We start from the raw sequence: 26,086 nt of genomic DNA on the forward strand, positions 1-26,086 counted from the left end.
GCAGGGTGGTGTTCCCGAGGAGGCTCGACAGCTCGCCCACGGAAAGCGAGTGATTTCCAGGCCCACCTTACGCTCCATTAATACTGACGAAAACCTCTCCCCATCTACCGCAAAACAACTTTATCTCTGTTACGAATTTTCCATATAAGGGGGCTTAAATAGAAAATATAATATAAAAAACCTTTCAACTAAGTTGAAAGGTTTTTTAGGAGCGTTATGAAGGGTTGTCTGCGTCAACACCCCTAAAGACAGGTTCGCCGTCTTTTATTGTATATGGAAGAGAATGAGAAGGCACAATAGGAGAATCTTGCACAAGTATGTACCGAATGTCATCTCCATTTCTATACGAATGCTGCTTCTCTTGCAAGGCTTTGTAGAGTTCTTGGCGATAATCCAAGTATATTTTCCCTTTAGCATCCATAACCACTGGAAGTTGAGTATCTGAGAAAGGGCTTTTTATAGTAGGACTCTTTTCTAAACCGATCTTCTCATGGTCAATTTTGTAAACATCTTTCGCGATTCTTTCTCCATAAGGGGCGTATTGATGCTCATTTCGATATGCTGTAATGCGATTATTAATTTTTTGTAGTTCTTGAGTGGCCCTTAAATCCATGACTTTTACAGTTGGATCGTCTTCTACATCGATTAACACATATTGGTACACGCCACCACGTTCGAATGAATTACCAGGTGCCTCAGATATTAGATTCTCTTCTCTTAATCGTTTATACTCAATCGGATACTTCTGGAATATATTCGTATCTTGATCTCTTGTCTTAATTGGCAGTGAATAAGGATTACTTTTTTTATATTCATCTACAGCAGATTGAAGTGATTCCAATTGGACTTGATTAGGAGTTTGATTCTTGGATAAACGCTCGTCCGGGTACAAACACCCAGTTAAAATGAACGTCGCTACTATGAGCACCGTCATTTTCTTAATATACATGAGTCATACCTCCACTTCTTAAGATGTCGGTCCACTAAAGACGATATAAAAAATGATAAGACCTGCTAGTATCATAAATATGTACGCTAAGAAGGCAGTGATTCCACTAAAAATCCCTTTCAACTTATGACGGCTAAGCATAATTAAACCAATCGAAAGGAACATAAATATAATACCCGCAAAAGAAATATACATATTTAGCATCGATTTAGACAACGTGTTCAGCTCCTTTTGCATATGTCAACTTTTCACGGCATTTATTATACCACAATTTTTAACCTTACCAAATGCTAGCAAGAAACCCAATTCATTCTTTCACATACCAAAAAACCGAGGCGAATGGGGCGATTCTACCTCGGTTTGACTAAATATTACCCTTTACATACAACTCTAGTTGATATCCTGCTGCGTTTTATAGTATGCAATCGTTCATGTATTGGTATACTCATGTGCCTATTTATAGTTATTTTTTAAACATTTGATTTAATTGGTTCATATCCATATTATTATTCGTTATGGCTTTAACAATTTTATCTTCTTTCTCCTTAGACACAGGTTTACCTGCCATTTTGGATAACTGCTTCACAAGATTGCGAACTGTTTTCTCGTCTTTAAAGTTCGCATTCTTAACAGAGTCAGCAACTTTCATAATTTCATCAGGAGAGATATTGGCTTTATTTTGAAGGTGCTCAAATGCTTTCTTTTGGAATCCGCTCACATAACTTCCTCCTTATAATAGTCTTTCAACACATTATATGCAGAGGAAGTATAAGCGTGAGGTGTTCAAAGAAATTTAGTCACTTAATACGTTCGTTAAATCTTCCATTTCATGTCGACGACCTCTTGTCATTAACTGATCGACAACGTCTTTTGCTTCAGCATCCTGGAATAGAATTTGCTCAATTCCAGCAGTAATAGGCATTTCAACGCCTTGTTCTTTTGACAGTTTGTAAGCGGCGTTTGTAGTTCTAACACCTTCTACAACCATTCCCATATGCTCTAAAACGTCTTCAAGGTCATGACCTTGACCTAACATGTAGCCAGCTCTGTAGTTACGGCTGTGTTGGCTTGTACAAGTAACAATGAGGTCCCCGACACCAGTTAATCCGGCAAATGTTAGAGGACTCGATCCCATGGAGGTACCTAAACGCGCAATTTCTGCAAGCCCACGAGTAATAAGAGCAGCCTTCGCATTATCTCCATAACCTAAACCATCTGAAATACCAGCCCCTAATGCAATAATATTCTTCAGAGCACCGCCTAGTTCCACTCCAACAATATCGGGGTTTGTGTAGACACGGAAATGCTCGTTAATAAAGAGATCCTGTGCTAATTCAGCTGTTTTCATGGTTTCAGATGAAACGGTAACAGTGGTTGGTTGTCTTAGCCCCACTTCTTCTGCGTGTGAAGGGCCACTCAGTACAACAACATCATCATAAAAATCACCAGGCATTTCTTCAGTAATCATTTCAGAGACACGCTTTAAAGATTCAGGGTCAATGCCTTTAGTAGCATGAATAAGCGTCACTTTGTGATCTAACACCTTTTGCAACTGTCCGCATACGTCTCTAATTGCTTTGGTTGGAACAACTAGCACAACAGCAGTAACACCATGTACCGCTTGCTTTAAGTCTGTGTAGGCTACAATTGATTCTGGCAAAGACACTTCTTTCAAGTATTTTTTATTCATGTGTGATTCGTTTATTTCATTAGCTTGTTCTTCTCGGTGTGTCCATAAACGAACATCATGGTGGTTATCGGCTAACACAATGGATAGAGCTGTTCCCCAGCTTCCTGCCCCTAGTACGGCTACATTTGCCATGCCTTCACTCTCCCCTTATTTTCGTCTACGTGCATAAATCTTAATTGGAGTTCCCTCAAAACCAAATGCGTCACGAATTCGGTTTTCTAAGAAGCGTTCGTATGAAAAGTGTAATAAATCTGGGTCATTTACAAACACCACAAAGGTCGGTGGTGATACTGCAACTTGAGACATATAGAAGACTTTAAGCTTCTGCCCCTTCAATGATGGCGCCGGGTTCATCGCTAAAGCATCCATAATGACTTCATTTAGTACATTGGTTTGAACACGTTTCGTATGATTTTCACTTGCTTGTAAAATGCTAGGCAATAAAGTGTGAACGCGTTTTTTAGTTTTAGCTGATAAGAAGACGATCGGAGCATAATCAAGGAACTGAAATTCTTGACGTACTTTATCTTCAAATTTTTTCATTGTTTTATCATCGCGGTCAACTGCATCCCATTTGTTTACCACAATGACAACCGCTTTCCCAGCTTCATGAGCATATCCAGCAATACGTTTATCCTGTTCAATAATCCCTGATTCACCATCGAGTACAACTAACACTACATCCGAGCGTTCAATAGCTTTAAGCGCTCTCATAACACTGTATTTCTCTGTTGTTTCATACACTTTACCCCGCTTACGCATTCCAGCGGTATCAATAATAATGTAATCTCGATTATCCTTAGTGAAAGAGGTATCAATGGCATCTCGTGTAGTGCCTTCGATATCACTGACAATGACACGCTCTTCTCCTAACATCGTATTCACAAGAGAAGACTTGCCTACATTAGGTCGTCCAATTAAACTAAAGCGAATCGTATCATCATCTACATCAACTTCCTCACGCTCTGGGAAGTGATTAACAACTTCGTCAAGCATGTCGCCTAGTCCAAGACCGTGCGTTCCAGAGATCGGAAATGGCTCTCCGAACCCTAGTGAATAGAATTCATAAATCTTTTCTCGCATTTCTGGGTTATCAATCTTATTAACAGCAAGAACAACAGGCTTATTTGACTTATAAAGGAGCTTTGCAACTTCTTCGTCAGCCCCTGTAATTCCGTCACGACCATTTACCATGAAAACAATGACATCCGCTTCATCAATAGCGACCTCTGCTTGTCCTCTCATTTTTACAAGTAAAGGCTCGTCTCCTTGCTCTATTCCACCTGTATCAATTATATTAAACGTGGTATTTAACCATTCTGCTTCTGCATAAATACGGTCTCTTGTTACACCTGGCGTATCCTCTACAATGGAAATACGCTCTCCTACTAACCGGTTAAATATAGTGGATTTCCCCACATTCGGTCTACCGACTACGGCTACTACAGATTTTCGCATGAAAGGTTCACCCTTTCTTTATCATATTCTTATTTTTACAACATCACATAGGAGAATACTCACACATTAAGCGTTCTTATTATGTGTCATTGTAAATGAATAAGCAAACCCTTCTTGTCAAGTAAGAAGGGTTTACTCTTAACTTTTTCATTTTAGCAGAAGGAATTCAAACTAACAATCCTTTTCTTAAATAGGTCTTCACAGCTTTCTAGAGGTTAATGTTTAACTATTATATATAACTCATCACTTATGGCATGAGAAATACCATCCAAAATTGCTTCTAGATTCGCAGCTACTTTATCCATTTCTTCTTTCGTATCACATATAAAAATCGGGGACCCACCATCTACATTATCTCGCTTCATAGTAATAGAAGCCAGTATCATCTTTTCTACTTTCATTTGAGGTCCTCCTCATCTTTATTTGCTTTAGATTCAGATGGCATACGAATCGCATTCTCAAGTACCGGAACTGCACCAATAATCTTAATAGCCTTTTCTCTATCCCTCTCTTGAGGCAATACAAACACACCAATCCGTCCATCATCAAGATCCCTTTTGATTAATGGAACTAATGCAGGTGTACCACTATCACGGAATACTCCCATAGAGATCGATATATCGTGCAGGATAGCTTGTCGCTGACCCAGATTCGCTATGGTTGAACGTACGTTGAAATTTTTTGGAGTTAGCACAAACCCCATCCCATACTCACCAATCTCTTCTTGCCTTTGAGGTAAACCAATATTCATGATATATATATTGTCGACATATAACCCCGCTCCTTCAAAATGAGGTTGAACATATTCAATTTCTACGATGTCCTTAAGCGTCTTCCCGCTCATAAACTTACGAACAATGAAGAAACAAACTAGGGAAACAACCAACCCAACCCATATGTTCCATACCAGAAAGCTAAGGGTAGCCAATAAGGAAGTAAAGATTACAAGGTAATTCCGAGCTTCAAATGCTATAGCAATTCCTTCTATATATGTATTCCCTCTCGGCACTAGTTCATAGGCATCTAATTCTGTTAATGTATTTCTTTCCATATTCCTCACTTCCCTAAACTGCGAAGCTGCAATCGTAAGAAAGGTAACAGCAGTAAATTCAAGTTCCATAATAGCTGGTACAGCAATTGTTCCAAGGGAAGCCGCTATAAAGCCCAGGGATATATGAATTACTTTACCATGCAGATATGTAGGGTATTGGCGATAATCAGCTCTCAACATTACCAAGCGTATCCCAACACCTATAATCACTCCAAATAAAATAGGATAAGTATATTCATTCATGACCGAAACCCCACCTTTCTCTTGATCCGATTCGTCACTGCTTGCTCGAAGATTTCACTTACTTTAACTAACCCACCATTTAAAATAACTAAACTACAAACTAAACTATACACGTCAAGGTAAGCCCAGTCCCCAACATCATCAGCATAACCATATCCACTTGAAATCATTGCGTACACCCATTCACCTACACCTGAAGCAAATCCCCACACCGCAATTCTTAAGTAAGTGGATTCTATTAACACGCTCACAACTACAAAGGAAAGAACCCCTACAATAACGATCCTTGGCATCATCACCCAAACCGGTACTACTTTCTCAAAGAAAAGCATTCCAGTGTACCCTATACTAACGAACAGAGCTACTAATGTTGGATACATAACCTTTTGATAATACAAAATAAGTAACATTGAATAAGCTATAATAACTCCTACAGCGCAGCTTCCGGAATGTCGAAGAAACTCCCAAGAAAAGCCTGAGCTAATTAGAAGCATCAATAAATACAGAGCTGTAACTAAACGCATTCGAGTTTTTGGCATTAGAAAAGTCACGATCACCCATAAACCCCAGCAAAAAAAGAAAAAAATTAACCCCTGGTTCATTCTATCCACCTTCTCTTTTTTAATTATGAACAATTGTGAGATTTCTAATCATGAATAACGTTTTGAATCAGGAAAATACTATCTTAAGGAGGAGGTGTTTTTATGGGAAAAGACCGTCAGCAAAAGAAGTTAAAAAAAGAAAATCGTGTAGAAAGTGATCGCGACACACAAAATCATCCAAAAGGAAGTACGTACTTAGACACTCCTGAACAAGCAAGAAAAGATCAAAAATTATAAAAAAAGCCCACTGCTTATTTATAAGCAATGGGCTTCCATTCTCTATAACGTTGTTATTCTTTGCTCTAACCAAGATTTTGTAGAACCAGTATAAATATGAGGCTTTCCATCAAGTTGGTATGTTTCTTTAGCACCTAAGAGCATCATCGCAATCTTAAATTCCTCATGAACATGATCTATCTTTTTAATTAACGTTTCAAGATCATCTTTCATTAACGTTCTAAGAAGCTGACCAGCCATACCAAATGCATTAGCACCTAGCACGAATGATTTCGCTCCATCTAAGCCATCACGCATTCCACCAGAAGCAATTACATTACATTCCGGGAAGACGCTTTTCACTTCCTTAATAGATGTTACTGTTGGAATTCCCCATCCATTGTAAGATTCAAGAGGTTGTCGTCTGCGTTTATTCTCAACATTAGAGAAGTTTGTTCCTCCCTTACCTCCAACATCAATATAGGAAACTCCTATTTCTTTCAACTGACGTGTAGTTTCCTGAGATATTCCAAAACCAACTTCTTTTAATATAACCGGAACCTCTACGGATTTGACAATCTCTTCGATTTGCTCAAGTCGAGTTGTAAAATCTCTATCTCCTTCTGGCATAATCAATTCCTGTAGCACATTTAAATGAATCTGCAACGCATTGGCTTCTAACATATCAATAGCACGTTTAGCCTGATCAAGTGTTGCTTCACTTCCTACGTTAGCAAAAACAATGCCTTCAGGGTTTTCTTGTCTCACTACTTGATAACTCTTCATTTCTTTATCATCTTTGAGAGCAGACATTTGTGATCCAACAGCAAGGGCAATTCCTGTTTCCTTTGCAGCTATAGCAAGGTCACGGTTAATGGCTTCTGTCTTCTCACCGCCTCCTCCAGTCATTGCATTTACAAAAAGAGGCGAACTTAAGGTAAGTTCGCCTAATTGAGTCTGCAATGAAATATCATCCCAATGAATATCCGTTAAACTCTGATGGATGATTTCCATCTCATCAAAGCTATTAATGCCAAGATCCTCACGGGATAATGCGTGTCTAATATGCTCTAGTTTTCTTTTAGAACGACTCAATAATATCACCGAATTTTGTAGTTTATTTTAGTTTGTTTAGCTTGTCACCGATAAAGTCACCTAATTGAAAGCCACCATCGTCATCTCTAGTATATTGTTCTACTTGTTGACGATTTTGATCAGCCTCAATTTCTTTAATACTGAGTGAAATCCGCTTTTCATCTTCATTCACATCCAGTACTTTCACTTTAATGTCTTGACCTTCCTCAAGAACCTCTTGAGGTGTTCCAATGTGCTGCTTAGAAATCTGCGAAATGTGGACAAGACCTTCTACTCCAGGCAGAAGTTCTACAAAAGCACCAAAGTTAACCAAGCGGCGTACTTTACCTTCTAGAATATCTCCTGGGCGAATCTTTTCTCCCACCTGATCCCAAGGGCCTGGAAGTGTATCTTTAAGAGAAAGTGAAATCCGCTCATTATCACGATCTACTGATAGGACACGTACTTGAATTTTCTGTCCTTCCTCTACCACATCGGAAGCTTTATCGACATGCTCATGAGCTAGTTGGGAGATGTGTACAAGACCATCTACTCCACCAATATCGACGAAAGCACCAAAATCAGTTAAGCGTTGAACAGTACCGTCTAATACTTGGTCTGCTTCAAGTTCCTGAAGTAAAGCAGCTTTGCGCGCGTCTTTTTCATCTTCAACAACGGCACTATGAGAAAGGATTACTCGATTTTGTTCTCGGTCTAGCTCAATAACTTTGAGCGTAAGAGTTCTACCTTTGTAATCATTAAAGTCTTCAACATAATATGTTTCGACAAGAGAAGCCGGAATAAATCCACGAAGACCTACATCAACTACAAGACCACCTTTTACAATGTCTTTAACTTCAGCTTCGAATACTTCTCCACTTTCTAATTTTGCTTCAAGGTCTTCCCAAGCTGATTCAGCATCTACCGCACGCTTAGATAAGACAATTTCTTCATCATCCATTTTCTTTACTTTTAGCGTTAACTCGTCACCTTCTGATACCACATCAGCTGCTTTTTCTACATGTAAACTAGAAAGTTCACTGATTGGAACGATGCCTTCAACTTTGTAACCGATATCGACAAGTACCTGCTTGTCTTCAACTTTTACAACCTTACCCGTAAGTACATCGCCGACTGAAACGTTCGGCATTTCTGACATTTCTTGGTTCATTTCATCCATTAAAAAGACCTCCTTCAGTTCCGCCACAACCATAAATATCCTTGGTTCTAACTTCTAATATTTGAAGCTTTTTGTCAAGCAAAAGACGCCTACTAGCGTTTTTTGTCTAAAAGCTTTTGAATATCTCCCATTATAACATCTGTGACCTCTTGAGATGAAGCCTTACGCTCTCTTAATTCTGCCATGGGAACAGGTTTGCCATAGATTACCCGTAATGGCTCTTTCCCTTTATAAGAGCCTACAATTGCACAGGGGATAACAGTTGCTTCAGACCGAAGTGCAAAGAAACCAGCTCCAGCTAGCCCTTTCTTTAATTCTCCGGTTTTACTTCTAGTCCCCTCTGGGAATAATCCTAAAACCTCATTCTCTTCTAATACGCCCATTGCTTTACGAAGAGCCTGACGATCTTTCATCCCTCGCTTCACAGGAAAAGCATGGATACGTTCTAATAGTCCACCAATTATTTTATTTTTAAACAATTCCTCTTTAGCCATAAAATAAATGTCCCTTGGGGCTGTGATCCCAACTACAATTGGATCAAAATTTGAAATATGGTTGGAACATATTACAACAGGACCTTTTTCAGGTATGTTTTCCTTTCCCTCCACCTTGATTCGGTAACGAGGGTAAAAGATGGTAGCACAAATTGATCTGGCTATCTTATATAACGCCATGATTATTCACCTCTATCTAATTTATCGTGAACAACACGTAATATTTTTTCAGCCACTTCTGTAATGGATAAAGCCGTAGTATCAATTTCAATTGCATCTTCTGCTTTCAAGAGAGGAGAAACCTCACGCTCTGAATCTAATTGGTCACGCCTTCTGATCTCATCTTTTAATTTCTCCAAATCTGAAGAAAAACCTTTTTCGAGATTTTCTTTATGACGACGTTCTGCACGTTCTTGAACTGAAGCAATCAAAAAGATTTTCACCTCAGCATCTGGTATAACGTGTGTGCCTATGTCACGACCATCCATAACCACACCTCTCTTCAAAGCTAATTCTCGCTGTCGTTTAACCATCTCGTGCCTAACTTCTCCATGCTTAGCTACAATGGATACTTGGTTAGTTACTTCTTCAGTACGAATATCAAGCGTTACTTCCTTACCATCTAAAATAACTTTTTGGCCATCTGCTGATTGCTGTAGGTCAATAGTCGTATCTGTTAGCAAATTCATTAGCGGTGTTTCTTCCTCTAAAGACACACCTTTTTTAATCGCTTTATACGTAAGTGCGCGGTACATAGCACCAGTATCTATATAAACGTAGGTTAACTTCTCTGCTATAATTTTGGCTACTGTACTCTTACCAGCAGCTGCTGGTCCATCAATAGCTACTGCAATATTTTGTTTCATCCTAATCCCTCTTTCACTTGCAAAAATACAATATGACTAACCAAAGGTTAGTTCAAACAGTTTGGTTCAACTCAAGGTCAAATACATTTCCTTGCGTTATGTATCAGTATCTTTATACTTCAAAAGGATAACACATCACCAAAGATGCGGTCTATTGTTTCTACTATATTGGTTTCAAGCCTTTTCCCCACACCAAAGTATTCGTAGACCGGTTGTACATATAAAGAAAAATCGGTATAAAGCATTAATGCCTGAAAAACGACTAACAATATCGCATGTACCAATACTAGTGTACAAAGCCATTGTTCAAAACGTTTCATAGTATACAACCTCTTTTTAGCTAATAGCGTATCCTCTCTATTTAGGTTTATACGTTATCTTACTCTACTTCTTCTCCAAAGCAACTGACGTTCAAAGCAGAAACGAATCAACAGCTCTCTATCACGGTGATCAATTTGTATGAATTCAAGAGATATTTGGTCTCGTTTCGTAGATTTGTTCTGAAAAATTCGAACAATCCTTGAGGTAGTTTGAATATAATGGGTTTCTCCTGAAGTTAATGGAATCACAAACCATACCTCTACCTGGTCCTCCTCATGCAATTGATGATGGTCCGGCGGTATAATAGCTGCTCCTCCCCCACTAATATCAAGAGTTATGGTCGTGAAAGGATCCTGACGTCCTTGCAGACCTTGTACACTTACATCAACTGCCGTTTCTACTCTGACATATTGACGCCGTTGTATCCGTATCATTTTTTCCTTGCCTGGATTATGTATAGCTAAAACAGGAATTTGAAGCTTCTTACGTTCCTTTACTTCAGTGGTAAACATATATATAGATTGATCTTCTCCGACAAATGTTACTTTAAATTGTGTACCCTCAAAGAAAAAGCCAATCCTACCCGTTTTTTCATTTACAGGATAATCAATGTAAAGCATTTGATTATCTTGTTCCACGAGCTTGCAATAAAACTTTTCTGGCTCTTCATCAGTGTCTTGATTTGGTTCAAGTGTTAATGGCATCCCAATTTTTATCACTGTACGTTCCTCTCTCCCCACAAAATGGTCCTATGGTCTCATATTTATTATGGCAAAAAAACACAAAAAGGGAAAGATAGATCTCTACCTTTCCCAAAAATAACCTATTCAAATTTCATTTCTGCTTGCTTTAATTTCTCAACTTTCTCTTCTATACCATCGTTAGCATTTATAAAAATACGATAGGTACTTTCCCCTAAAGTGCCAAGGAATTCATAACACAAAACCTCTTCGTTGAGATCATTTTCAATAATAGCCATATGCTGTTCTTGTATGTTCACGTTTGGATTTACATTGCTTCTGGCTTCCTCTTCAGATATTTTTGGATCTTTTATGGACCGCTTATGATGGTTCATAAGAAAATCCCGAGCTGAAAGACCGAGGATATCACCATTATCCAGAGCTACTTTTACTTGTAAGGAATCTGGGTAAATACGGACACCATCTTGGACGTATAAGAAATTGTATACCCCAACTTCATCATATTGTGTGCTTTGGAAGTTCTCCATCTGATTATATTTATATTTCTCAAGAAAGTCTTTAGCTTTTTCAGAACCTTCATATAACCCTAATTTAGCTTCTTTAAGGTCCCTTTCAACTAAAATACTTATTGGATGTCCACCTTTTACAGACAAGTCCATATACCCATTCTTCTTATCACTTCTATAGGATAAGCTATAGGTTGGAACTTCAGCACCCTTCCCACTTTTAGTCATTGTTACTTTGGCATCTTGCGGAATTTCGAAAATCTTTTTTGTTTTTTCTCTAGCTTTTTCTTCTGTGAGGTTTTCACCATTTAGGAATTGATATTCATGATTCTGTTGTGAGGCACCAGTAAAAGTAGGACCTAAGTCCCCTTCAGCATACCCTTCCATATTCTTTTCAACCGTTTTAAAACCATCAATAATGGTATTATCAGTTTTGTCATCACTGGCCAAAGCTAGCTGTACGTCCATCCATCGTAAGTTATCATTTAAAACCATATATTGAACTTTGCGTAACTCTTTCTCAATCTTTCCTGACTCTTTGTACAAGTTTTCTAACAACTTAACTTCATCATCTGTTAAAGGATTTTTGTTTAAATCCCGAATTGCTGTCCGATAAGTAAACTCCCCTATATCTGAGAGGAACTCTTCAGTCTTATTAAAAGGGAGGAGGGCAAGTGGTAACTGGCCTACATCATTATGTGCTTCAGATGTAATCCTCCAAATATCGGCTAATTGAGGCGATAATTGTTTTTGTGAATTCATTGCTAAAACCGTTCCAATTTTATCATGTAACAAATTTGTATGGTAAGACAAATCATGAAAAGCTCGTTGGTAGGAGTTTTCTGCCTGAACAAGTATGGCATTCTTCTCCTGGTGTTCCTGATACCCCCATACAGCAGTACCTGTAACGCCAACAGCTAACACACCAATAAGGAGCCAACGTATCATAACAGTTCCACCCTTTCTCTATTTAGCAAATATATGTTTACCTATTTTTTTTATCTGTGGTCGACTCCAAATCCAACCTGATGTAGCGGTATTTGGATTAAAATAATAAAGAGCATTTTGGGAAGGGTCCCAACCGTTCATCGCATCCATAACCGCTTTCTTGGATGTTTCATCTGGCTCAAGCCATATTTGACCATCACTCACCGCTGTAAAAGCCCTCGGCTCAAAGATGACTCCAGAAACACTATTTGGAAAAGTAGAACTTTCCACCCTATTCAATATAACAGCAGCAACCGCTACCTGACCCACATAAGGTTCTCCCCTGGCTTCTCCATGAACCGCATTCGCCATGAGTTGAATATCATTTTGAGAATAACCGGTGGGAACGTTTACTGATGTAGGTTCTGATTGTCCATCATCTTTCTTTTCGTCTCCACCCTTAGGAGAAGACTCAGTTTGCTGTTCTTTAGGCGTTCCCCCATAGTAGGTGAAATCTTTTCCGGAATTAATCTGCTTTTTTACGTATTGCTTATCATAATTACTAGCATCTATTAATTTTTGTTTCGCTTCCTGTCCAGCCAATCCATCAACTTCTAACCCAAATTCTTTCTGAAAGTTCCGAAGCGCCCAATACGTGCCCCAGCCAAAAACCCCATCAATATTCCCTTCATAGAATCCGATATACTGAAGCCTTGCCTGTAATTCAATTACATCATCACCAGTAGAACCTTTCTGTAAAATCCTTGCACTAAACGCATGAGATGTTTGATCAACACTAGATGATATGGAGATCGATAACATACAAACAATTAATAAAATCGACAACACTCGCAACCATTTCATATCCCGTATATCCTCCTGAACTATAGTCTTATGAACTGTAGTTTCTGAATCTAATGGGATTTTATACATGAAAGAAAAGCGCAGGCGGGGTGGTTAGGGGCGTATGGATAAGCAAACTAACGGAAGTGGCGTTAAGCCACTGGAGTTAATTTGCTTATCTCACTAGCCCCTCCCCGCCGGAGCTAGACAATAAGAAAAGCGCATGGGGCAAATGGAAGTTCAGTTAAAACCGGCACATCCTGCGCCAACACTGAACTGACCCACGTCCTGTGGGCCCGCTTACGGATAAGACAACCCATGGAAGTGAGCTTGCTCACTGTAATGGGTTGTCTTATCTCGCTAGCCTCTAAGCCCCAGGAGCTAGACATTAGAAAAGCGCAGGCGGGGTGGTTAGGGGCGTATGGAGCTAGACCATAATAAAGAACCGCTCCTAAAAAGGAGCGGTTCTCAAGCTTTCCATTTATTTTGTTCTATTGGAATTACATTTGCAGGTGCCATGTTGGCTTGCTTCACTTTTCTTAAAGCAATAAGCCACAATACGATCATAAATGGTGTCAATGTGAACTGCCATGTGGATTGCCAGACTTCTAAGATATAATCATATAATCCGTGAAGTAAAATAGGCGTTGCTAGCGCAAGCCAAACTACATAAATTGAACTTCTTTTCCGATCCGTTTTACCTTTACCTAAATAATACCCCATAATTACTCCAAATAAGGCATGAGATGAAACCGGGAAAAGAGCTCTTAAAAAGGCGACTTCTACGCCATTGGCTAATAAATACAATATGTTTTCAACAGTAGCAAATCCTAGGCTAATAGAAACCCCATAAACAATCCCATCATAGCGTCCTTCAAAGTGATCTTGTTTATAAACCGCATACATAAAAATAAACCATTTAAAGAATTCCTCTAAACCACCGGCTAGGAGGAACGATTTTGTAACCGGATATTGTAAAACGCCTTCTGTTTCGAAAGCGTACTGGATAAACATAATCGGAAACACTAATAACGAGCCCATCACAAAGGTCCTAAAAACAATTGAGAATGGCTTAGAGTCAAAACGGTCTTTCAAATAAAAAAACGACATGAGCGCAAAGCCCGGTGCCACTGCTGCTGAGAGTATTGTAAACACGACCGTTCCTCCTCTTTCAATTCAATCTATTTCATCGTATCATGAACATAATGGAAAGAAAATACTTGAAATAAGAAGGTGTTTATAGTGAAAAAGATTATAGTATTACATACAGGCGGAACCATTTCCATGAAAGAAGATAAACATACAGGGGCAGTTGCACCAGATTTAGACCATCCTCTTTATGAAATGTTACCATCCTTGGCTACCTACGCAGATATTGAAGATGAAGTCGTCTTCCATTTACCCTCTCCTCATATAACTCCTTCCCATATGTTAACGTTGGGTCAAAGAATACACGAAAGATTCGCCAGCGAGGAAATAGATGGTATCGTTATTACCCATGGAACAGACACTCTAGAAGAGACGGCTTACTTTTTAGATTTGTACTTACAAACAAGGAAACCAATCATCGTTACAGGGGCTATGCGTTCATCTAATGAAATTGGTTCAGATGGTCTTTACAATTTATTGACGTCTGTTCGAGTTGCCTGCTCTGATGAAGCACAAGATAAAGGTGTTTTAGTCGTAATGAATGATGAAATTCATAGTGCAAAGAACGTTACAAAGACATCCACTAGTAATGTAGCAACGTTTCAAAGTCCTCAATACGGCCCTATAGGTATAGTCACTAAAACGGGGATCATGTTTCACCACACTTTAACATCACATGAGTCCTATCCGATTCAACATATAGAAAAGCGCGTTACCCTTATGAAAACATACGCTGGAATGGACTCTGAAACAGTAGAAGCTATACGACACACTAAACCAGACGGACTAGTCATTGAAGCCCTTGGGCAAGGAAATGTCCCACCACAAATCGTTGAACCACTAAAAAAATTGATCGAAGACCGGATTCCTGTAGTCCTAGTGTCCCGATGCTACCAGGGTATAGCTCAAGATGTATACAGTTATGAAGGAGGGGGGCGCAAGCTGAAAGAAATGGGAGTGGTATTTTCTAACGGTCTCACCGGCCCTAAAGCTCGTATTAAACTTATGATTGCTTTAGAAATGACACAGAACCCTTCTGAACTTGTTCATATCTTTGCATAATTAAATTTAGTATCTAAAGTAAATTACCTTTTTACATAAAAAGGTTCTACGCAATCCTATGCGTAGAACCTTTTCTACTATTTATTTCTCACTACAGATCGCTTCAGCAATAAACTCACCATGATGACGACCGTTTTCAATGAAAATTTCATTATTATTATATCCTGCAGCAATAACTCCAGCTATATATATACCTTCAATGTTGGTTTCCATTGTATCTTTGTTAAATGTAGGACGTCCAGTATCCTCATCAATCTCAATACCCATTTTTCGTAGGAAACTATGGTCTGGGTGATATCCGGTCATAGCAAAAACAAAATCATTATCAACTTCCTTTTTCTCACCATGAACCTCATAATAAACTTTATCATAAGTAATTTCAGTAACAGTAGCATTAAATTCCATTTTAATGACTTCTTTGTTAACGAGGGCTTCAAACTCAGGAAGAATCCAGGGTTTTACACTTTTAGAATAGTCAGCCTGACGATAAAGAACCGTAACATTCGCACCCGCTTTTACCAGTTCTAAAGTAGCATCCACAGCAGAGTTTTTTCCCCCTATCACCACGACATCTTTATCGAAATAAGGGTGAGACTCCTTGAAGTAGTGACTTACTTTATCTAACGCTTCACCAGGTATCCCCATACGATTCGGATGATCATAGTATCCTGTGGCAATAATGATCTGATTAGCTTGATAGGTTACTTCCTCACCATCGTTTCGCTCCGAACATACGGTAAAGTTTTCATTTTCCTTTGTTACACTTGTTACTTTTTCATAAGCATTTACTCGAAGATTCTTTCGCTTAGCAACCGCACGATAGTAAGCAAGAGCTTGATTACGTACTGGCTTTTTCATTTCTGTAATAAAAGGCATTCGACCAATTTCTAACTTCTCACTTGAGCTGAAAAAAGTTTGGTGAGTCGGATAGTTATAGATTGCATTAACTACATTTCCTTTTTCAATGATAAGAGGGTTTAGACCTCTTTCCTGAAGTTCAATCGCAGCCGATAAACCACAAGGCCCTGCTCCTACAATAATTACATCTTCTTTCTGCAAATTACCTTCACTCCTCTATCAACAACACATATCACTATTCATAAGTATCATTTGTCTTTATTTTGATGTATATCATGTTCTTTAAAATAGGCTCCGAGCTTAGTGGGTACTTCCATTAGCTTTATCATGAGTCTATGCTTGGAAAAAAATAGTTGGCCCGCTCGCTAAAAGCTCCTCACTGTTGAGTGCTCCGTATTAGGGAGTTACATGAATTTACTAAACATAATCAGAGCCCAAAACAAAAAACATCTCCTACCCACATAATGATAGGAGATGCTTGCAAAAGATTCAACCTATATCCATCCACGGAAGCGTGAAGCCTCCGCCATTTTACGTACGCCAACCATATAAGAAGCTAATCGCATATCAATACGACGAGTTTCCGCTGTATTATATACGGCATTAAAGCCCTTAACAATTACTTTATGAAGCTTTTCCTCAACTTCTTCTTCAGTCCAATAGTAACCTTGATTATTCTGCACCCATTCGAAGTATGATACCGTTACTCCTCCGGAAGAGGCTAATACGTCTGGAACTAGTAAAATTCCACGCTCTGATAAAATGCGCGTTCCATCTAGTGTAGTTGGTCCATTCGCAGCTTCTACAACGATGCTTGCTTTAATATTGGCTGCATTCTCTTCCGTAATTTGATTCTCTATTGCTGCAGGAACTAAAATATCACAATCTAGCTCTAATAGTTGCTGATTGGTAATTGTATTCTTAAATAAGTTTGTAACAGTTCCAAAGCTATCTCGACGGTCGAGAAGATAATCAATATCTAGTCCCTCTGGATCATGAAGAGCGCCTTGTGCATCAGAAATTCCAATCACTTTGGCCCCTTTATCGTGCATAAACTTAGCTAAGAAGCTTCCTGCGTTACCAAATCCTTGAATGACAACACGAGCTCCTTTGATATCAATATCTTTCTTTTTAGCAGCTTCTTCTATACATATTGTAACACCTTTAGCCGTTGCAGACTCACGACCATGAGATCCGCCTAATACAAGGGGTTTTCCAGTAATAAAACCTGGGTTATTGAATTCATCAATACGACTATATTCATCCATCATCCAAGCCATAATCTGTGAATTCGTAAACACATCAGGAGCTGGAATATCCTTTGTGGGACCTACAATTTGACTTATAGCTCGTACATAACCGCGACTAAGTCCTTCTAGCTCACGGAAAGACATTTCACGAGGATCGCATACAATTCCGCCTTTTCCCCCACCGTACGGAAGATCAACAATCCCAGCCTTTAAACTCATCCATATGGATAATGCTTTTACTTCCTTTTCAGTAACGCTTGGGTGGAATCTTACGCCACCTTTTGTAGGCCCCACTGCATCATTGTGTTGAGCCCGATAACCTGTAAAGATCTTAATTGACCCATCATCCATTCGAACTGGAATTCGGACAGTCATCATTCTTACAGGTTCTTTAAGCAATTCAAACACTTCGGATGGGTACCCTAATTTATCAAGTGCCTTATTAACCACAGTTTGAGTTGATTTTAATACGTCTAATTTGTCATGATTTTCATTCGCAGAATCTGCTGCTTTGTCGGCTACCATGAACTTACCTCCCATGAAAATTCGGTTCAGTCAATGTACATTCCATTTCTTCAGAAATTAGTATACAACTTCTTAAGCTTTATGGAAACACGAAAATACATATTTTGATGAAAACTAAACCTTTTATAATGTAAGCGATTTCATTATAAAGGGGTATTCGAATTTCCGCAATTCTTTTCCCCTATATTTTTTATTCTGTTTTATCGTAACATGTTCATAGAAATCCTTCTAATATTTACATAAATATTTTTCTTGTTCTATATAAAAAATGTTTTCAAGAGCTATGATATGTATAGAACTAATTCACAAAAAAAAGATCGTCCGCTTTTAATGGACCGATCTCTTCTTTACTGAAAGTAAGTTGTGATCTCCTGAATTGCATTGCCATTTAAAATCGTTTTCCCATACTCGTTTAAACGGTAACTAGTAACTGTACTTGGTGAGCCAAATTCAGAAAGAATAGCAATTAGGTCTTCTCGGTTCAACTCAGCCATGTCCTCATCAGAAAGCTGCATATAGTAGTGATCCATATAATAAACGGTTCCACCTTTAATGCCTAACTGAAGTAAGTGATGAGCCACTTGAATAATATCTTCAAATGCCTGGAAGTTGAACATCATTTCTTTACTCTCATCAAGTGTTACTTTCATTTCAATATAGTCTTCATCATAATTTTCATTCGTTTGATCACTTTGCGTAACCACAATGAGCATGCCTTGAGCCTGCATTAGGTATACCTGAACTTGGAGCATGCCTTCTAGTTCCATTCCTAGTTCGTCTGTAGCCTCGTACATCATATCATGGAATAATGCGTGTACAGCAGGTAGGTCATGCCACAGATCCTCTCGTGATATGCCACGATCAAGCAAGTCATCAAACGTTAGAAATATTTTGAATTTATTACTAGATAACCTTTCAAGACGCATTCACTCGTCCCCCTTTGAATGCATGTGCGATGCCTTACCTTAGTATATGTTTTTTTTGTAAGTTTGGTACTATTTTTAAAGTATAAATTGGAATAGGCATAGCTACAAGAATTTTATTGTATTTACGCTATTTAGGAAGCAAAAGACTCGCGTCTAAACGCGAGTCTTAAGAATGATTGGACAGCCACTCTGACCAATCCGAACTATTGCTACCTATAATGTATGGTTGTATGGGTTCTTTATCCTTAGGTGGCAAGGTATCTAACGCGTAGCCCCCTAGCCCAATCGCTAAATCTGGGTAACGTTCTTTTAAAGCATCAGCTATGTGAACTGTTGCAGGTATATTCTTCTTCATTGTGCAAGACATAAACAGATATTTTGGCTTAAGTTCATTCACAATTACTTCAACATCGCCTGGAGCGATACTTTGACCTAAGTAAACAACATCGTATCCTTGCCTTTTTAAATAAAGACTAAATATCAATATACCTAATTCATGCTTCTCATTAGGACCACATACACACACAGCTTTCGGTTGCATATGATTGACGGGCATTGAGATCAGCATCATACCTAATCTAGAGCGCAGAAAATTACTTGCAAAATGTTCATGAACACTAGAAATTTCATTCGCTTCCCACAAGTTCCCAATCTTAACTAATACGGGACCCACTACATCAATGGCTACTTTTTCAGGTGAGAATAAGCTAAATGCATGATCTAGTTTCATCTGTGCATCACGTTCATTAAACTGTAACAACGCATCTAATAGTTCCTCAGACATAGCTTCAATATGACTTTCTTTTGAAGAACTATTATCTTCCTCAACGTTTGATTGAGTATTCTGATTGTTCTCAAGCAAAGAAACTGCTTGAGATATAGTAAAACCTTTATTCACTTTATCTATTAACCATTTCAATACTTTAATATGCTCATCTGTATACAAACGATGACCAGCCTCATTACGTGTCGGGCGTATCATTTTATACCTACGTTCCCATGCTCGAAGAGTTCCTGATTGAATTCCAAGCATTGTAGAAACGGCTTTGATGTTGTATTTACCTTGAGTGCTGGACATACCTTATCCCCCATAAATCTATTTGCTTTTATTATAAAAAAGAAAGCGCTTTGTGTAAACTATGTATGGGTTTTGGATATGCTTTGCACAAATTACTGTTGATTATTGAGAAAGATTTTTTCTCCCTTTTTGTTGTTCTTTCCCCTTCATAGAAAGGATACCATAGATGAAAGACATACAGAAAACCAGGGCCACAACTTTTATAGAAAAAACCACCAGCACAGCAGGACTTAACCAGCCTAACAAGGATATTACTTTCACTTCTGTTTGAACGTTTGTTTGTACTATAGCCCGAAACAACAAGCCATGGTTGATCCAAGCCAAAAGCAAACACAAGCTTCCGAGTAAGAAATCAACCGGAGCTAATATGGCCAGTAAAAAAAAATCTGACGAGAGCGGTACTCTAGCAAACGGAAGCCAATATATAGAGAAAAAGGTTGCAAACCAGGCTACACCACTAATGATTAAAGCACTAAACAATAAAAACCCCTCCCCCACCCATTATATGGATGTGAGGCTGGGTCTAGTCCTGTTTAATCTTCTTTAATATCAAGGATTCTGAAGCCAGAACGTTCTAATTTCTTAGCAAATTTATCTATATTATCTTTCTTTTCAATTTTCAATACGATTCTCCTTGTGAGTTTAGCTGTTTCATCAAAAGTGGCCAGAGAAATAATGTTTTCATGATATTGCTTAACAATTTCAGCTAAACGAGCAATGCGGCCTTCAGATTCCTCTGAAGTAAACGCAATTCGCACCCCTTTCTTCTTCATGCCAAATGCACTCTCAAACTGCTCTAAAACATCGTAACGTGTTACGATACCTAAAAACTTACGATGCTCCCCAATGACTGCAACTACAGAAAAACCTTTGAATGTCGTTAATGTTTGTTCAAACACATCGCTTTCTGTAATGAAAAGATCCTCATAGGCCATTACATCCCCAACTTTTCGTTCAGCCAAAAAGGAATCCTTAGTCATTCCGCTTTCAAAAAAATTCTTATAGATCAGTTCCTTTGATACCATCCCTTTAAAGATTCCTTCTACTACCACCGGCATCCCTTGAATATCATTTTGATTAAGCCTATTAATCACTTCTTTTAACGGTGTGTCTACAGTAGTCGTCCAGCATTCATGAGCATCTTTCATAATTCCCTTTACAAACATAGCCTTCACCTCAATTTATGTAATGATATAATAGTACCCTTCATATAAAATAATTCGATTAAAAAAACAAAATCCCTTCTTTAAGGAAAGGATTAAACTTGTAATAGGATAAGGTTTAACAAAATATCCATAAATAGTAGTGGTATGAATGTAAGTTCAACAGAAAGGAGTAAATAGTGATGTTCACTCAAGTGAAGTACTACCAGCCCTATAATAGCCCACATGACCCCTGCCCACCCGTTCGGGTAAAAAGTTATCAGACACCACCTCAACTTTATATAGGGTTCCAACCCCAAAATTTACAGCAGTTTAGTCCTAAACAAGCCCTTTATTGCGGCACCCTTTGGCCAGCTTTTTACAGCCCTTATCCAAATCCTGACGGGAGTGATGACAAATGAACCAGCCTCTCCCACCTTCATACTACGAATTGCTAGAGGAAATTCAAGCTGTAGACTTTGTTTTAGTTGAACTTACTTTATATTTAGACACTCACCCTGATGACTATGGAGCAATAGAACAATTTAATCAGTATGCTCAACAAAGCAAGAAGCTTAAGAAGCAATATGAACAACAATATGGACCGCTTCGCCAATACGGGGAAAGTTATTCAGGATATCCTTGGAATTGGAACAGTGCCCCTTGGCCCTGGCAAGTGTAAGAAGGAGGTAGGGTATGTGGTATTATGAGAAAAAATTACAGTATCCTGTTAAGGTAAGTTCCTGTAACCCGCAACTTGCCAAATATTTAATTGAACAATACGGCGGAGCTGATGGGGAGCTTTCTGCAGCTCTAAGATATCTAAATCAGCGGTACACCATCCCTGATAAAGTGGTAGGCCTCTTAACTGATATTGGGACAGAAGAATTCGCCCATTTAGAAATGATTGCAACGATGGTTTATAAACTTACAAAAGATGCAACACCAGACCAAATGAAAGCTGCTGGTTTAGGTGCCCATTACGCTAATCATGAGCATGCTCTTTATTATGAGAACGCTGCTGGTTCGGCGTGGACTGCCACGTACATTGCCGCTAAAGGGGATCCTATTGCGGACTTATATGAGGATATTGCTGCAGAGGAGAAAGCTCGTGCTACTTACCAATGGATCATAAACCTGTCTGACGATCCAGACTTAAATGATGGGTTAAAATATTTAAGGGAGAGAGAGATCATACATTCTCAACGGTTCCGGGAAGCTGTTGAAATCTTAAAAGAAGAACGAGATCGTAAAATCTTTTTCTAACAAGTATCGATAATGGATGTGAACTCCATAAATAAAGAGGTTTAGAGTCAATAAACTCTGAACCTCTATTTTTTATCAACCATTTTAAACTAACCTACTTAAATGCTGCCTTAACTGTTATTCAGAAAGGCAGTTTAGCTTTTGTTTAGTTTGAATTCACAAAAAATATAGAGGGAGAAGAAGTATTAAAACTACAAAAAGAAAAACTAATAATCGAATGAAAGGATATTTAATTTTCCATTTTACCTTAGTTTGTTTCGTTCTATGTACTTCACTTCTAGATGGAAGGTTAGAAATAACATGGGTTGTTTGCTCCTTATCCGCTTCTTGCAACACACTATTTGTGTCACCTTTCATTCTTCGTCGCAAATTCTTAGCTTGGTCATTATAGCTATGGGATTCTTCGATTGTAAATCACCTCAGTATACGATATCGAATCATAATTCCTAACACGAGATCAATAATGAAATGGGCAAATATCGTGACCCACAAATTTTCTGTAATTTCGTACATCCACCCAATATAAAAACTAATCGCTATAACCGAAACGAACAATACAGGTTTTTTCAAATAGCGAATGTGAACGAGCGCAAATGAAATACTAGCGGTTAAATATCCATATTCTGTTTGTATGACCCCACGAAATAAAAATTCTTCCGCCAATGCTACAAAGAATGTCAAACCAATTATCTCTAGAATAGGTAGGCTTCTGAAAACTTTTTCATTAATCCCCCCGTCGTCATAAAAACGTTTTGGCATAACCGACATGAGCAATACGTCTAAACCTAGTATAAGAAGAGCCGCTGATCCACCATAATATATAATTTCTTTTATATCCAAAGCGAATAAACCGTACCAATCATTAATGGAGTCAAATAAAAACCAACTACATACTAGAGAAAGGGCTAGTATGATGATTTGAGTGATGTAGAGTTGGGTTACGACTTGACGATCTGTCATTTTTTTTATAAGGTCAGCTTGATTCATTCAGACCCCCCTTGTAAAAAAATCCTTTGGAGTTCTTCTTCCCAATTTAACATCTCGGTTCGGTTATCGATGTTATTGGTTGTTTCCCATAAATCAAATGCAAAGTCACAGTGATCGCAACAAAAACCAGTGGGTTCTTTTAATGAGGTTTGAAATGAACGATATAAGCTAGACCTTAAACAGGTTTCTGAATGTACCCATTGCAAGAGTTCCGCTAATTTATTTTGTTTGATCATGGTTCTCTCATGAATAAACCTAAGGATTGAATTATAAGCATCTTCCCAGCCGCCTTGATCCTTCAGAATATTCTTCCCTTTCATAAGCCCATGCTTTTCAAATTGATAAGATAAAAAGCGCCATTGAACCTCACTAAGTTGTAAGCTTTCTTCAATATCCTCTGTTCGATCCGGGATACGCATACCTTTAGAGGATAATGATTGCAAATAACGCATAGCGTTAGAAACCATCTCTTCAGAAGGTAGTTCTGTCTCTATAAAACGCTTAGGTATTTCCCCATCTCCCGGACTATAGAGTGTTAAGCTAACACTTTGATATCCATCTCGTCCTGCCCGGCCTATTTCTTGCAAAAAAGATTCAACCTGCGAGGGAATATGAGCATGCACAACCAGTCGTATATTCCCTTTGTTCACACCCATCCCAAAAGCGCTAGTACAACAAATCACATCTAATTGGTTATTCATAAATTGTTGTTGAATCAGTAAACGGTCCATTTGATCCATTCCACCATGATAATAAGCAATCCTTACACCTTGTACACGCTGACTTAATTCATATGCTGCTTTTTCAGTCCACTGTCGACTTGAAAAGTAAATCATGGTTGGTACTGAATGTGTTTTTAATATATCCGCCAACCGTTGGATCTTCTCATCCATACCAGTAACATGCTCTACTGAAAAGGCAATATTCTCTCTATCCATGGGATAAATGTGTTTACGCATTTCTGGCCGATCAATTTGTTTCAAAATATCATTTTGGACATGCACGGGAGCAGTAGCACTTAAAGCCAACACGGTTGGTTCTTTTAACTCATTCAATGTTTCATCCAACTTTAAGTAATCCGTTCGAAACTCATGCCCCCATTGTGAAATACAATGTGCTTCATCTACAACTAGTAACGAAACCGAAACCTTCTCTTTCAAGACCTGTAGGAACTGCTCATTTTGAAGCATTTCTGGTGAACAATAAATTAATTTATATTGATCAAGATGAGTATATACTTGTTGCTTTTGTTGTGGATTCAAAAAGCTGTTTACGGCCACTACGCGCTTCATACCCTGTTGTTTTAACTGCTTCACCTGGTCAACCATTAATGAAATTAAGGGACTTACCACAATAACTGTTCCCTCTAGAACAAGAGCAGGCAATTGATAACACATTGATTTACCAGTACCAGTAGGTAAGATGCCTAAAACATCATTCCCCTTAAGTACATCCTCGATAATCTCTCTTTGTCCTTCTCGAAATTGTTCGTATCCAAAGTTATGATACAGTACCTTTTCAAGTGTTTCGTGATTCATGATTTGACACTCCTTGTGACGCTGCTAACACGAGCCGAATTTCAAAATAAGAGTAATTTCCATTGAGCTTATCTCGGATTGTTTTCAAGCGATTGGTGTTTAATACATTTGCTGTATGGGAAATGTTCTGTGCCGCTTCTTTCGTAACATAGTTATCAATTCGAAAATGCGGATTCACTAGAGCAATTTCTACAATATGGTCTTGGATGGTACTCATTTTTAATTTACGGATCCTTGCTATGTTCTCAAGGGAATGGCCTTTCTCAATCCATTCAAACGTTTTTTGTGCAGAATGAGTTAGAGGATAGGTCACTTGAAGGTCTTCACACATTTGGAATAAGTAAGGATAGGTGCTTGGGTGCTTCACGACATTCTGTAACAAATAATGAATAACAGCTTGAAGGGTAATAGTGACATCATGGATAGAAAGATTATAGCGCATAGCCAGCTGGTCTTTACTCATTCCATAGCGATGGTAAGCAGACAAACGATAGGTTGTAAATTCAGCAATCCATTCAGGCATACCTTTTAAAAGACTATATACTTCAAAATATAAGCTCTGTAAGTATTCATGCAGGTTAGATTGTTCATATCGATACTTCACTTTCACCCAGTTCAAAATCTCTTTTCTGTCGTCAACTGGAATAAATTGATGCTGACCTGTAGCGATATTAGAGGCCGTCTGTACGAATACTACTAACCGACCCCAAAATTGCTGATCCATATGCTGATAAGCTGTACCATTCAGCCAAGCTAAGGGCGTTTGTCCAATGGGTTCTTTGTTAAGGAACTCCAATCCACCATTTGTTAATCGAATTTCACGATCTTTAGTAGTAATATACTGAAGCGCCTTTAAATTTCTTAACTCGTGCATTAATTCATCTCGAGTAATCGTACGATATATCCCAAAAAAAGTTGATAGTTGATATGCGTAAACATCTTGGAAGGTCTGTGAAGATTTCTTACCTGTTAGCATATGTAAAATTGCCGAAGCACTTCTTTCACCTTGTAATTGTTGAATGCTGTGAAGTAATAAAGTGTTAAACATGGAATCCCCTTTCTCTACCCTTCAAGAAGCTATTTGAAGGGCCACGTCAAGCTTAGTTTGCATGATGAATTCGCCGATTTTTAGTTGAAATGTTAAAAGAAGAGCTTTACAATATGTATTAGGCGAAAATGTTTCC

The 26,086-nt window shown here is 38.4% G+C and carries 32 protein-coding genes; 5 read left to right on the forward strand and 27 right to left on the reverse strand.

Features of this window, described 5'->3' with window-relative positions; genetic code table 11:
* Positions 1–214: 214 nt before the first annotated feature.
* The 8 genes from ACYX4O_RS11095 to ACYX4O_RS11130 all read right to left on the reverse strand — a co-directional run bounded on the left by ACYX4O_RS11095 (position 215) and on the right by ACYX4O_RS11130 (position 5,993).
* A complete protein-coding gene (locus ACYX4O_RS11095) occupies positions 215–949 on the reverse strand; it encodes a hypothetical protein (RefSeq protein WP_476350878.1) in 735 nt (244 codons plus the stop codon).
* A gap of 18 nt (positions 950–967) precedes the next feature.
* The gene (locus tag ACYX4O_RS11100) at positions 968–1,165 is read right to left on the reverse strand and encodes a DUF2768 domain-containing protein (protein WP_476350880.1); all 198 of its coding nucleotides are present in this window, start codon (positions 1,163–1,165) and stop codon (positions 968–970) included.
* Positions 1,166–1,412: 247 nt separating this feature from the next.
* Positions 1,413–1,667, reverse strand: a complete 255-nt coding sequence (locus ACYX4O_RS11105; RefSeq protein ID WP_036779430.1) for a stage VI sporulation protein F — start codon at positions 1,665–1,667, stop codon at positions 1,413–1,415.
* Positions 1,668–1,742: 75 nt separating this feature from the next.
* Complete coding sequence (locus tag ACYX4O_RS11110) at positions 1,743–2,771, reverse strand: NAD(P)H-dependent glycerol-3-phosphate dehydrogenase (protein ID WP_476350882.1); 1,029 nt, start codon at positions 2,769–2,771, stop codon at positions 1,743–1,745.
* Between the two features lie 15 nt (positions 2,772–2,786).
* On the reverse strand, positions 2,787–4,097 hold the full coding sequence (gene der, locus ACYX4O_RS11115) for a ribosome biogenesis GTPase Der (protein WP_476350884.1): 1,311 nt from the start codon (positions 4,095–4,097) through the stop codon (positions 2,787–2,789).
* A gap of 215 nt (positions 4,098–4,312) precedes the next feature.
* Positions 4,313–4,498 carry a capping complex subunit for YIEGIA gene (locus tag ACYX4O_RS11120; protein WP_476350886.1) on the reverse strand — a complete coding sequence of 62 codons (186 nt, stop codon included), beginning with the start codon at positions 4,496–4,498 and terminating at the stop codon, positions 4,313–4,315.
* A complete protein-coding gene (locus ACYX4O_RS11125) occupies positions 4,495–5,391 on the reverse strand; it encodes a YIEGIA family protein (protein WP_476350888.1) in 897 nt (298 codons plus the stop codon). Before ACYX4O_RS11125 ends, ACYX4O_RS11120 begins: the two co-directional genes overlap by 4 nt.
* Positions 5,388–5,993 (reverse strand): YphA family membrane protein, encoded by a 606-nt coding sequence (locus tag ACYX4O_RS11130; RefSeq protein WP_476350890.1) that lies wholly within the window; start codon positions 5,991–5,993, stop codon positions 5,388–5,390. The genes ACYX4O_RS11125 and ACYX4O_RS11130 overlap by 4 nt, the downstream gene beginning before the upstream one ends.
* A 102-nt stretch (positions 5,994–6,095) precedes the next feature.
* Between ACYX4O_RS11130 and ACYX4O_RS11135 the strand changes: the two genes are divergently transcribed.
* Positions 6,096–6,230, forward strand: a complete 135-nt coding sequence (locus ACYX4O_RS11135; RefSeq protein WP_084599270.1) for a YpzI family protein — start codon at positions 6,096–6,098, stop codon at positions 6,228–6,230.
* 42 nt (positions 6,231–6,272) lie between these two features.
* Here the strand turns inward: ACYX4O_RS11135 and fni are convergent, their stop codons facing one another.
* The 9 genes from fni to prsW form a co-directional block, all read right to left on the reverse strand.
* Complete coding sequence (gene fni / locus ACYX4O_RS11140; RefSeq protein WP_476350893.1) at positions 6,273–7,313, reverse strand: type 2 isopentenyl-diphosphate Delta-isomerase; 1,041 nt, start codon at positions 7,311–7,313, stop codon at positions 6,273–6,275.
* A gap of 13 nt (positions 7,314–7,326) precedes the next feature.
* Positions 7,327–8,463, reverse strand: coding sequence for a 30S ribosomal protein S1 (gene rpsA / locus ACYX4O_RS11145; RefSeq protein ID WP_476350895.1), 1,137 nt, complete (start codon positions 8,461–8,463; stop codon positions 7,327–7,329).
* 92 nt (positions 8,464–8,555) lie between these two features.
* Positions 8,556–9,137, reverse strand: a complete 582-nt coding sequence (locus tag ACYX4O_RS11150; RefSeq protein ID WP_476350897.1) for a lysophospholipid acyltransferase family protein — start codon at positions 9,135–9,137, stop codon at positions 8,556–8,558.
* A gap of 2 nt (positions 9,138–9,139) precedes the next feature.
* Positions 9,140–9,823, reverse strand: coding sequence for a (d)CMP kinase (gene cmk, locus ACYX4O_RS11155; RefSeq protein WP_476350899.1), 684 nt, complete (start codon positions 9,821–9,823; stop codon positions 9,140–9,142).
* Positions 9,824–9,942: 119 nt separating this feature from the next.
* Entirely contained in the window at positions 9,943–10,143 is a 201-nt protein-coding gene (locus ACYX4O_RS11160; protein WP_188650322.1) for a DUF5359 family protein, read from the reverse strand.
* A 54-nt stretch (positions 10,144–10,197) separates the two neighbouring features.
* A complete protein-coding gene (locus ACYX4O_RS11165; protein ID WP_476350902.1) occupies positions 10,198–10,848 on the reverse strand; it encodes a flagellar brake protein in 651 nt (216 codons plus the stop codon).
* A 119-nt stretch (positions 10,849–10,967) separates the two neighbouring features.
* Positions 10,968–12,299 (reverse strand): germination protein YpeB, encoded by a 1,332-nt coding sequence (gene ypeB, locus ACYX4O_RS11170; RefSeq protein ID WP_476350904.1) that lies wholly within the window; start codon positions 12,297–12,299, stop codon positions 10,968–10,970.
* 18 nt (positions 12,300–12,317) lie between these two features.
* Entirely contained in the window at positions 12,318–13,142 is an 825-nt protein-coding gene (sleB, locus tag ACYX4O_RS11175; RefSeq protein ID WP_476350906.1) for a spore cortex-lytic enzyme, read from the reverse strand.
* 447 nt (positions 13,143–13,589) lie between these two features.
* Complete coding sequence (gene prsW, locus ACYX4O_RS11180) at positions 13,590–14,276, reverse strand: glutamic-type intramembrane protease PrsW (RefSeq protein WP_476350908.1); 687 nt, start codon at positions 14,274–14,276, stop codon at positions 13,590–13,592.
* Positions 14,277–14,363: 87 nt separating this feature from the next.
* Here prsW and ACYX4O_RS11185 point away from each other — a divergent pair, with 87 nt between their 5' ends.
* Positions 14,364–15,332 carry an asparaginase gene (locus ACYX4O_RS11185; protein WP_476350910.1) on the forward strand — a complete coding sequence of 323 codons (969 nt, stop codon included), beginning with the start codon at positions 14,364–14,366 and terminating at the stop codon, positions 15,330–15,332.
* Between the two features lie 81 nt (positions 15,333–15,413).
* Here the strand turns inward: ACYX4O_RS11185 and ACYX4O_RS11190 are convergent, their stop codons facing one another.
* From ACYX4O_RS11190 to ACYX4O_RS11220, 7 genes are all read right to left on the reverse strand, one after another.
* Positions 15,414–16,391, reverse strand: coding sequence for a YpdA family putative bacillithiol disulfide reductase (locus tag ACYX4O_RS11190; protein ID WP_476350912.1), 978 nt, complete (start codon positions 16,389–16,391; stop codon positions 15,414–15,416).
* 293 nt (positions 16,392–16,684) lie between these two features.
* Positions 16,685–17,965 carry a Glu/Leu/Phe/Val family dehydrogenase gene (locus ACYX4O_RS11195; protein ID WP_188650337.1) on the reverse strand — a complete coding sequence of 427 codons (1,281 nt, stop codon included), beginning with the start codon at positions 17,963–17,965 and terminating at the stop codon, positions 16,685–16,687.
* Between the two features lie 347 nt (positions 17,966–18,312).
* A complete protein-coding gene (locus tag ACYX4O_RS11200; protein WP_476350915.1) occupies positions 18,313–18,891 on the reverse strand; it encodes a genetic competence negative regulator in 579 nt (192 codons plus the stop codon).
* A gap of 166 nt (positions 18,892–19,057) precedes the next feature.
* The gene (locus ACYX4O_RS11205; RefSeq protein WP_476350917.1) at positions 19,058–19,969 is read right to left on the reverse strand and encodes a MerR family transcriptional regulator; all 912 of its coding nucleotides are present in this window, start codon (positions 19,967–19,969) and stop codon (positions 19,058–19,060) included.
* 102 nt (positions 19,970–20,071) lie between these two features.
* Entirely contained in the window at positions 20,072–20,449 is a 378-nt protein-coding gene (locus ACYX4O_RS11210; RefSeq protein WP_476350919.1) for a hypothetical protein, read from the reverse strand.
* 53 nt (positions 20,450–20,502) lie between these two features.
* Positions 20,503–21,117 (reverse strand): CBS domain-containing protein, encoded by a 615-nt coding sequence (locus ACYX4O_RS11215; RefSeq protein WP_476350921.1) that lies wholly within the window; start codon positions 21,115–21,117, stop codon positions 20,503–20,505.
* 110 nt (positions 21,118–21,227) lie between these two features.
* A complete protein-coding gene (locus ACYX4O_RS11220; RefSeq protein WP_476357222.1) occupies positions 21,228–21,359 on the reverse strand; it encodes a hypothetical protein in 132 nt (43 codons plus the stop codon).
* Here ACYX4O_RS11220 and ACYX4O_RS11225 point away from each other — a divergent pair.
* The 3 genes from ACYX4O_RS11225 to ACYX4O_RS11235 are packed head-to-tail and all read left to right on the forward strand — an operon-like array spanning position 21,315 to position 22,377.
* On the forward strand, positions 21,315–21,533 hold the full coding sequence (locus ACYX4O_RS11225) for a spore coat associated protein CotJA (protein WP_345239083.1): 219 nt from the start codon (positions 21,315–21,317) through the stop codon (positions 21,531–21,533). The genes ACYX4O_RS11220 and ACYX4O_RS11225 overlap by 45 nt on opposite strands.
* Positions 21,530–21,793 carry a spore coat protein CotJB gene (locus ACYX4O_RS11230; RefSeq protein ID WP_476350924.1) on the forward strand — a complete coding sequence of 88 codons (264 nt, stop codon included), beginning with the start codon at positions 21,530–21,532 and terminating at the stop codon, positions 21,791–21,793. The genes ACYX4O_RS11225 and ACYX4O_RS11230 overlap by 4 nt, the downstream gene beginning before the upstream one ends.
* Positions 21,794–21,807: 14 nt before the next feature.
* Complete coding sequence (locus ACYX4O_RS11235) at positions 21,808–22,377, forward strand: manganese catalase family protein (protein ID WP_476350926.1); 570 nt, start codon at positions 21,808–21,810, stop codon at positions 22,375–22,377.
* A 414-nt stretch (positions 22,378–22,791) separates the two neighbouring features.
* Here ACYX4O_RS11235 and ACYX4O_RS11240 read toward each other — a convergent pair whose 3' ends face one another.
* The 3 genes from ACYX4O_RS11240 to ACYX4O_RS11250 are packed head-to-tail and all read right to left on the reverse strand — an operon-like array spanning position 22,792 to position 25,950.
* The gene (locus ACYX4O_RS11240) at positions 22,792–23,364 is read right to left on the reverse strand and encodes a lysostaphin resistance A-like protein (protein ID WP_476350928.1); all 573 of its coding nucleotides are present in this window, start codon (positions 23,362–23,364) and stop codon (positions 22,792–22,794) included.
* Positions 23,361–24,902, reverse strand: a complete 1,542-nt coding sequence (locus ACYX4O_RS11245) for a RecQ family ATP-dependent DNA helicase (RefSeq protein ID WP_476350930.1) — start codon at positions 24,900–24,902, stop codon at positions 23,361–23,363. The genes ACYX4O_RS11240 and ACYX4O_RS11245 overlap by 4 nt, the downstream gene beginning before the upstream one ends.
* A complete protein-coding gene (locus tag ACYX4O_RS11250) occupies positions 24,883–25,950 on the reverse strand; it encodes a YpbB family protein (RefSeq protein WP_476350932.1) in 1,068 nt (355 codons plus the stop codon). Before ACYX4O_RS11250 ends, ACYX4O_RS11245 begins: the two co-directional genes overlap by 20 nt.
* Positions 25,951–26,086 lie beyond the last annotated feature (136 nt).

Source organism: Pontibacillus sp. ABV4_188 (genome assembly GCF_056311905.1).

Excerpts from the sequence above, each read along its gene's own strand:
- ACYX4O_RS11230 (WP_476350924.1), top strand. The coding sequence starts at position 21,530 with ATGAACCAGCCTCTCCCACCTTCATACTACGAATTGCTAGAGGAAATT.
- ACYX4O_RS11250 (WP_476350932.1), bottom strand. The coding sequence starts at position 25,950 with ATGTTTAACACTTTATTACTTCACAGCATTCAACAATTACAAGGTGAA.
- ACYX4O_RS11110 (WP_476350882.1), bottom strand. The coding sequence starts at position 2,771 with ATGGCAAATGTAGCCGTACTAGGGGCAGGAAGCTGGGGAACAGCTCTA.
- ACYX4O_RS11220 (WP_476357222.1), bottom strand. The coding sequence starts at position 21,359 with ATGTGGGCTATTATAGGGCTGGTAGTACTTCACTTGAGTGAACATCAC.
- rpsA (WP_476350895.1), bottom strand. The coding sequence starts at position 8,463 with ATGGATGAAATGAACCAAGAAATGTCAGAAATGCCGAACGTTTCAGTC.
- ACYX4O_RS11095 (WP_476350878.1), bottom strand. The coding sequence starts at position 949 with ATGTATATTAAGAAAATGACGGTGCTCATAGTAGCGACGTTCATTTTA.
- ACYX4O_RS11125 (WP_476350888.1), bottom strand. The coding sequence starts at position 5,391 with ATGAATGAATATACTTATCCTATTTTATTTGGAGTGATTATAGGTGTT.
- ypeB (WP_476350904.1), bottom strand. The coding sequence starts at position 12,299 with ATGATACGTTGGCTCCTTATTGGTGTGTTAGCTGTTGGCGTTACAGGT.
- der (WP_476350884.1), bottom strand. The coding sequence starts at position 4,097 with ATGCGAAAATCTGTAGTAGCCGTAGTCGGTAGACCGAATGTGGGGAAA.
- ACYX4O_RS11130 (WP_476350890.1), bottom strand. The coding sequence starts at position 5,993 with ATGAACCAGGGGTTAATTTTTTTCTTTTTTTGCTGGGGTTTATGGGTG.
- ACYX4O_RS11135 (WP_084599270.1), top strand. The coding sequence starts at position 6,096 with ATGGGAAAAGACCGTCAGCAAAAGAAGTTAAAAAAAGAAAATCGTGTA.
- ACYX4O_RS11225 (WP_345239083.1), top strand. The coding sequence starts at position 21,315 with ATGTTCACTCAAGTGAAGTACTACCAGCCCTATAATAGCCCACATGAC.
- ACYX4O_RS11120 (WP_476350886.1), bottom strand. The coding sequence starts at position 4,498 with ATGAAAGTAGAAAAGATGATACTGGCTTCTATTACTATGAAGCGAGAT.
- ACYX4O_RS11205 (WP_476350917.1), bottom strand. The coding sequence starts at position 19,969 with ATGTCCAGCACTCAAGGTAAATACAACATCAAAGCCGTTTCTACAATG.
- ACYX4O_RS11200 (WP_476350915.1), bottom strand. The coding sequence starts at position 18,891 with ATGCGTCTTGAAAGGTTATCTAGTAATAAATTCAAAATATTTCTAACG.
- sleB (WP_476350906.1), bottom strand. The coding sequence starts at position 13,142 with ATGAAATGGTTGCGAGTGTTGTCGATTTTATTAATTGTTTGTATGTTA.
- ACYX4O_RS11235 (WP_476350926.1), top strand. The coding sequence starts at position 21,808 with ATGTGGTATTATGAGAAAAAATTACAGTATCCTGTTAAGGTAAGTTCC.
- ACYX4O_RS11215 (WP_476350921.1), bottom strand. The coding sequence starts at position 21,117 with ATGAAAGATGCTCATGAATGCTGGACGACTACTGTAGACACACCGTTA.
- cmk (WP_476350899.1), bottom strand. The coding sequence starts at position 9,823 with ATGAAACAAAATATTGCAGTAGCTATTGATGGACCAGCAGCTGCTGGT.
- ACYX4O_RS11240 (WP_476350928.1), bottom strand. The coding sequence starts at position 23,364 with ATGAATCAAGCTGACCTTATAAAAAAAATGACAGATCGTCAAGTCGTA.
- ACYX4O_RS11165 (WP_476350902.1), bottom strand. The coding sequence starts at position 10,848 with ATGCCATTAACACTTGAACCAAATCAAGACACTGATGAAGAGCCAGAA.
- ACYX4O_RS11160 (WP_188650322.1), bottom strand. The coding sequence starts at position 10,143 with ATGAAACGTTTTGAACAATGGCTTTGTACACTAGTATTGGTACATGCG.
- ACYX4O_RS11195 (WP_188650337.1), bottom strand. The coding sequence starts at position 17,965 with ATGGTAGCCGACAAAGCAGCAGATTCTGCGAATGAAAATCATGACAAA.
- ACYX4O_RS11150 (WP_476350897.1), bottom strand. The coding sequence starts at position 9,137 with ATGGCGTTATATAAGATAGCCAGATCAATTTGTGCTACCATCTTTTAC.
- ACYX4O_RS11245 (WP_476350930.1), bottom strand. The coding sequence starts at position 24,902 with ATGAATCACGAAACACTTGAAAAGGTACTGTATCATAACTTTGGATAC.